The 7,683-nt window shown below is 44.7% G+C and carries 2 protein-coding genes; one reads left to right on the forward strand and one right to left on the reverse strand.

The window, feature by feature from the left end:
- Window positions 1–6,350, reverse strand: a 6,350-nt coding sequence (locus ACH2DQ_RS08455) for an Ig-like domain-containing protein (RefSeq protein WP_395026363.1), incomplete at its 3' end; no start/stop codon positions are given.
- A 357-nt stretch (window positions 6,351–6,707) separates the two neighbouring features.
- On the opposite strand from ACH2DQ_RS08455, the gene ACH2DQ_RS08460 reads away from it, so the two are divergent.
- Window positions 6,708–7,683 (forward strand): cache domain-containing protein (locus ACH2DQ_RS08460; protein WP_395026365.1); only part of this gene is annotated, 976 nt, incomplete at its 3' end.

The following is a 7,683-nucleotide window of genomic DNA, read 5'->3' on the forward strand; positions in this document are numbered from 1 at the left end:
GCTGCCGTCTTTTTCTTCTGTGATTTCAAACTGGTGATAAAAGCTTTCTTTGGTTTTACGGTAATCGTTACTTTTTTCACGGCTGTTTTAAAGTCTTTTGCCGAAGCGGTGAGGGTAATTACTGCCTTGCCGGACCCCTTTATCGTCACTTTACCCTTGCTGTTCACAGAAACGACCCTGGTATTGCTGCTCTTATACTTCAGTTTACAGTTTGCCCGGGCGCCCAGAGAAAATGCTTTGCTGCCATAGGTCTTTTTATACTTTGTTTGTTTTATCTTAATCGCTGCATTGCTGCGCTTTTTCAGACTGTCGATTGCCCTTTTCAATGCTGCAGCAGCACTGTCAACTCTGGTTTGGTCAGATACTTTATCTGAAGCAGCCAATTGTGCATTCTTCAGTGCGTTTGCTAATACCTGATAACTGGCATCCGTATAATCGGCTTTTACAAGCCGTTTTGCCTGATCAATTACAGCATTTAATTTTGTAAAGTCAGTTTTAGGAACATATACCAGCTCATCCAATGCTTTTTTAAGTCCGGCTGCCGCTTCATCTACCGCTGCTTGTGAAGCAGATCCATCTTCTGCAGTTCTCTGGGCTGCTTCCAATGCCTTTCTCATTTCCTGATAGCTGATCAGGGTATAGTCTGTTTCGATTTTGCTCTTTGCTTCTGCGATCAGGTTATTCAGGGCTGTAAAATCTGCCTTTGGCACTAATCTTCCCATAGCATCCCTGAGGTCTGCCTCTGCCTGATCTACCGCTGTCTGTGGGGATAACTCATCAGAAGCAATTCTTTGCGCTGTTTCAAGGGCTGCCGCCACCGCCTCATAGCTCTCTTGTGTATATTGCTCTCCTGCTATCTGCTCTGCCTGGTCGATTGCAGCGTTTAGTGACGTAAAGTCCGCTTTTTTCACTAATTGACGGATGATACGATCAAGATCAGCAGCTCCCTGGTTCACCATTGCCTGGTTCCGGTCCGGATTTCCCAGAATCTCTCTGATCCGCTCCAGTTCTGCTAAAAATCTGCCAAAGCTTTCCGAAGTATAATCCGCTTCCTTTATCTGCTCTGCTTCCGCTATCATGGCTTCTAGTACGGAGGTATCTGCAGCGCCGCTGCCAAATACTTCTACTTCTGAAATATTGATCTTATTACTGCTGCCCCAGCTGCAGGTATGTCCTTTTCCGTATATACGGATATACCGGGCTGTTACCGGCGTATCCGGAACTATTTCCTGTGGTGTTTCCTGATAGGGCTTAGAGACTACATCTTCCGGTCCAAATAAAAGCTGAACTTCCCCTTCCGGAAATTCCGGATTTGAACTCACTTCAACCCGGCAGTCTAACCACCGGATATCCACATTCCCGTCTGCGTAATAGGTGCGGTAAATATCCATTTTCTCGATCTGGCGTTCTGCTCCCAGATCATATTGCAGATAAGACGGTTCCCAGGTATCCGGCTGTCCGTTGTCTTCCCCAATTGCCGCAATCTGTATAAAAGGATCATTGTAAGAACAGGAACGGTTTCCATCCGTGGCATTTAACGTACCTTCCACTTCCAGTTCAGAATTTGTAACAGCCTCTTTTCCGGAAAGCATATTCTCGGTTCCTGATGGAAGTTTTATAAGGGCTTCCATTGCCTTTTGCAATATATAGTAGGTTTCTACCTGGCTTTCCTGTGAGGCGTCTGGCTGCGCCATTACTTCTTTTGCATCCGCCAGTGCTTTAGCGAAAATAAGCCATGACTCCGTTGTGTACAAACCGGCGTCTTTTGCCTGTGCTTCCTCTATAAGTGCCGGCAGATCCACCATTGCCACCAGTGCATCAATAGCATCTGACAGTTTGATATAAGCTGCTTCCACTTCTTCTATGGATGCATCTTCCTTATCCAGCACTGCCTGTGCCCCGGCTTTCGCTTCTTCGTAGACATTCCAGCTCTTATCCGTATATCCTTCTGGGGTAAATGCTCTGTTAACCAGCTTTTGCAGTTCTTCCTTGTTTAATTCCTGTTTAAACAGTTTATCCATACGGATGTCCTGCTGGTCCGTAAAAAACGAAATCCGGTTTATGCCTTCTTTTAGATTCACCTGGAAATTAACACTGTTGCTTCCACCAGGCAGCGCTATGGTCTGCTCCTGTCCATCCAAAATATAAGTCAGGTTTCCCGTACCGGAATAACTCACTTCCATAATAGCTTTTACGGTTTTTTGGCTGTTAACGGGAATCTCTACTGCATTAGCCAGTCCATTCATCTGTTCCACATATCTTTCATTGGACATGGCAGACTGCTCCATGATCTTAGCGGTACCGGACAGGTTATTTTTATAAGACTCAAATTCATAAGTAGTATCCGGGATAGCTGTTATTTCCCCTTCTAAGACGATGCCTGCCGTGCCATATCCGTCTATAACCGGTATCACGACTTCTGCAGTTCCGTCCTGGGATACGGTAATTATCTGTGCTTCAAAATGACTGATATCCGAATCATAGGTATAGGGATATATTTTGGCAGTTATCTCTGCGCCTTTCGCAAAAGGAACATTTTTCATAATCACTTTTGTGTTGTCATAAGCGGTTGCGGTATAGTTATTGATCAGTGCTACCGGGGTTCCGTCTGCATTTACAGCACCTGCGCTCTGTGTCATGCCTCCCTGGATAGAACTGGATTTCACATCAAAGTATCCTTTACCAAGCCCCAGATTAACGGATAACATTCCCCAGGTTTTTGTAAAGTTAGCCAGATAAGGATCTCCCTGATTCCAGGTATACATGCCTTTACCCCGCTCTATCCAGCCTGCACTCGCCTCATAATCATCCATAGGCACATCTGCGGGATAGCAGGTATAGTATCCGCCGCCCTCATACTGGTCTGTCATCATATCAATGAGATTTCTGGCATGCCACCCTGTACTCTTATATCCGTAAGTTTCATTTACAGGCTGTCCGGTGCTGACATTATACTCATTTAAGTAAAGAGGCACCTCTCTTCCAAGCTTGTTTCTCAGCCAGTACTTTGCGTTTCTGGAATTGGCTCCCTGATTGCCGTTATCCTGATTCGCCGGACGCTCTCCGTATTTATGAATAGAAATAAAGTCAATTCTGTCAAACCATTTTTCATACTTTTCCGATAATATCGTTCCAAGTACACCATAGCTGCCACCCCAGCTGTCATCAGCGCCGCCACCCATTTTAATTTCCGGCTTGCTGCCTCCTTCTGCTTCATAGATGGCATCAATTGCCTGATAGAACTGGTCTGCGGCAATCAGGTTCTGCCTGTTGCCTGATGTATAGGGATTCCCCTGGGGATCTCTCTGGTCGCCGCCCTGAGGTACATACCAATGTGGTTCATTCAGGAACTCATAGCTGTCAATTCCCTCTGCCTTTAACATCAGGTATACTTTCTTAATAATATCCCGGTAAACTTCCCAATCCTTTGGAGCACCATTACATACCTTTTCCGTATGTGCCGTTCCGGTAACAACTCCTGCCGACAGCCATTCCGGTATCTGGAAGGTCATTACCATCACTTCATATCCCTGGGCTTTAGCCTCTTTCACCCAGCGCAGCAGTCTGCCGGTATTCCAGTTCTCGGGATTAGACAGACCATTCAGATATTCTCCCCGCTGCTTATAATAGTCCATATCCGCCCGGTATCTTTCCAGGGTAAACCTGTTTCTTTCAGATCCATCCGGCGTTGGAACATAATAATAATCGGACCGCACATAAGATGGCTGGTCAGAGCCCTGGGTTCCGTCTGCAGGCGCCCAGTCCGTATCCGGTGTTTTTGTCCAGATGGGCAGAATTTCCTGCAGTCGCGCATCCGCTCTCATGAACCTGACTCCTGCTTCATTTGTCAGCATTGGCCATACCTGAGAATGGTCTCCGATGTCCGAATCTTCCCCATCCAGGCTGGGATAATGAGTTACTCCAAAAATTTTAGGTGAACCCGTTGCAATGGTATTCCCGTAATCAATTGTTACGGTCCCCCCTTCTACCGGTTCGACCACATTAACTGCGGCAGTATCTCTTTTGTTCCCGTCCTCTGTAATAACCGTTATAACAGAGTCGCCGGTCTCTCCGGCAGCGGTAACAAGAGCCGTCCCATCTGTCCCGGGAGTTACACGGACGATATCCGGTCTGGAAGATTCCCATGTTAAATTTTTATTTTCCGCATCTGACGGTACAATGGCAGCGGTAAGTGTCTGGCTCTCTCCTTGTTTCAGCGTTACTGTCTTCGGTGTCAATGATACGGATGCAATGGAATTTTTGATGATCAATGGAAATGAAACGGTAACCGCTTCCCCTCTGATTCCTACCGTAATCTCAGCCGTTCCCTCCCTATGTGGGGTAAGCAGTCCATTTTCATTAACCGAAACCACATCGCTGTCTGAAGAAGTAAAATCCAGCGTCTTTCCCGTAGCTGAAGATGCCGGGAAAATTCTTGCATCTATGACAAAATCCTGCTTAACCTTTGGCAGAACATAGGCATCTCCTTCTTTTTCCAGTGTATTCAGATTCTGGATACCAATGGACAGTGCAATGTCGCCTGATTCTAAAACCAGTCTGTCCGGCCTTAAATCCCCGGATTCTGTATAGAACTTGATGGTATTCTGATTTCCCCCTTCCAGAGAAATATCGAACGAAACATCATTCGTTAATGAAATACCAGATACATCAATGTCCATGGGTTCTCCACCGTTTACGCTTACTTTTGTACCGGTGACATTCCCGGAAGGTGATGCGTAAAGGTGTGCCTTATAGGTACCTGTTCCGTCTGCTGCAACTTTGCGCAGCGTAACAAAATTATCCGCTCCTCCAAAGCCCTTTACTGTACGGTTAAAAGAAGCTCCGGTTGTCCAGGAAATTTCTGTGCTGCCTCCAAAATGATTATCCTGGCTTTCAAATTCATACATTGCCTGCGCCGGCAGGGTTCTTTTTACTCCGCCTTTTACTACCAGCCCCATAGCTGATTTTGCAGGTATGATGGGAAGAGTTGCCGTAATAATTCCGTTGTTAACCGAGACATCCGGTATAGATACCACTTCTTTGGATACTTCCTGACCAGTATTGGCAGCATATCCTTTCAATGTGACGATACCGTCTTCGTATGGCACATTTTGCAGTTCAATACTGATATTCTGCTTGGGCTGGTCCCCGAAATTAGTCAGCAGCATCATGGCTTCATTCCCGGAATTAATCATTGCGATGGAATCGTCCACAGGCCAGCTGCTGCCCATATCGGTGGATACGACCTTAAACTCACCTTCTCCCAATCCCATCTGTCCGCTCAGCAAACTATAAGCTTTCGTAAATGGATTCAGCGTAACCGTTCCATCCGTTTCTGTGTACATATAGCTTCCTGGATTTGTCCGATCATCTACGGACCCGTCAAACAGCACCAAGTCCCATCCGTCACGCATTGCCTTAAATAATGCCAGAGAATGATACTTGATTCCGTCTGCACCGGTGATGGTTCCGTCCGGATTATTTTCTCCCTTATCCACTGACGACCATCCGGTTAGAAAAAGAGGCATATCTGCATTGTTAAGGGCTGCTCTGACTGCTTTTCTTCCGGGTTTAAATTCTCCGAAAACGTCATTTTTCCAATCCGTCGTAGGATCTGCAGCATAAGCTTTGAAAGATACAAACTGAAGGAGGGATTCATCCTTGCCCTCATAGGCATTCAGTGCCGCCTTAACATTGGGTGCAGTACTGAGGGAATCATTTTTATCCTTCAGCTCATACCCCATTCCTCCGATCTGTACTTCAGGGAGCAGTCTTCTGACCTTTTCAGCCGCCTGATAATAAGCATTGGTGAATTCCTCAGCGCTAAGGGACATCTCCGGTTTTAACTCCACATATCCGATACTGTCTTGGTAATCTGCCTTAGCTGCAGCTAAAAATGTCTCCACCATTCCAGCATATGCTCCCGCTTTATCCGGTGTATCTGCATACCAGGAGGGCATGTGGTCAAACGTGATAAAAGCTCTGATGCCTGCCCCTTCTATTCTTGTTAAAATTCCCCCTGCCACATGGGTATAGGATTCCAGTACCGCCGAATCTGCATCGGTACCATCCGGGAATAGTTTAGACAGATCCACATCTACGCCCATTACCTTTAACCCCGTTTCCCGGGTCAGGCTTTTCCATGCCTTGCTCTCTGAAACGGGTGTTCCAAGTCCACCGAAAATCATGGGGCTTCCGGTTCCAATACTGGTATTGTAATCCACCACAATCTGTGCCGCTGCATCTTTAGAATCCATCTCAGGCTTCGCTGCTGCCGGCAGAACCGTTCCTGCCAGCATGCCTGCACTTAAAAACATCGATAATAATCTTTTTCCTATCTTCCTTTTCATTCGTTTCTCCTTCCATCTTTGTAAGTTTCCTATTTACTGCTTATGTAAAATCCCCAACACCTCCTTTTCTGCCATATACCGGCAGCTCTATGGTATTCATTATAAGAATCCTGCTAAACATTTGGTATGTACTTTTTTGTCAGCCTGGTTTATAATTTTTTGACATCCGGCTTTTTTACTGTTTTTTAAACAAGAACTTTGTTATAATAAAAACGAAGTCCGCGCTCAAAGCTTCGAGATTGAAAAAAGTAAGCAAAATCCGGAAAACAATACTCCATAGCGAGATCAAGGAAAGGAAATAAGTAAAACTGTTTAAACAGTTAGACAGATGAAAACTTATTACATGAATATATTGTGATGATGAAAAATAAAACAAAAGGAAAATTTAAATTAAGGTTATTTTTTTCTGTAGGCAGTCTTTTTATCTGCCTCGCATTAATTGTATCTCTCCTTTTTTCCACCACTGCTATCCGAAATGCAAAATCTACTGAAATATCTTCTTCTCAGATTGTTTTGGACCGGGTAAGCGCTCAGGTAGATTCCCTCTATGAGCAAATGAATATAGCCGCAACCTCAATCACAAAAAATGACTCATTAAAACAGATCATTTCTTCCCTGAATGCTTCCGGACCGGAACCTTCATCCCGGGAATATATGGAACAGCTTTCCCAGGAACGGATCATACAGAAAACACTGATCAATATGATGTTTTCACCGATTATATCCAACGTGATGTTATATAACCGCGAATGCGGCTATTTTTACTATACTGGAATTTATCTAAGTGACCGGGAGCGGATCGCCCAGACACTGGAAGAAAACAGGGCTGTAGAATTATTGACAGAAGCAGATACTTCCACACTGTATTACGGTCCCCACTTAAATGACTGGAACAGTTCATCTAGAACCGTCCTCTCGGTATGCAAGAATTTTTCTGATAACGCCATAACCAGAGACACTCTGGTAGAGATACAGGTGCCATACAGTGTATTGGTTGATATATGTACACAAAATACTTTTTCCAATGAGAAAGAAATATTGATACTGGATTCCGATAATAACATCGTCTACCCATTTGAACAGGATGGATATGTGATTTCCGATGAACAACTGAATTCCGTATTAGAAAATATACAAAAGGGGAACACGGAACATTTTTCAAACAGCTATTCCTATAATTCATCAAGAAGCAGCCTTACTCCGTTTACAACCGTTTTGATTTCAAATAATAAAACCATGCAGTCCCAGAATATCTCCTATATAGTAACGACTGTATTTACGGTTCTCCTTGTTCTTCTGGCAGCGTTAATCATTATGTTTATAATACTCTCCG

The sequence above is a fragment of the Robinsoniella sp. genome (assembly GCF_034124845.1).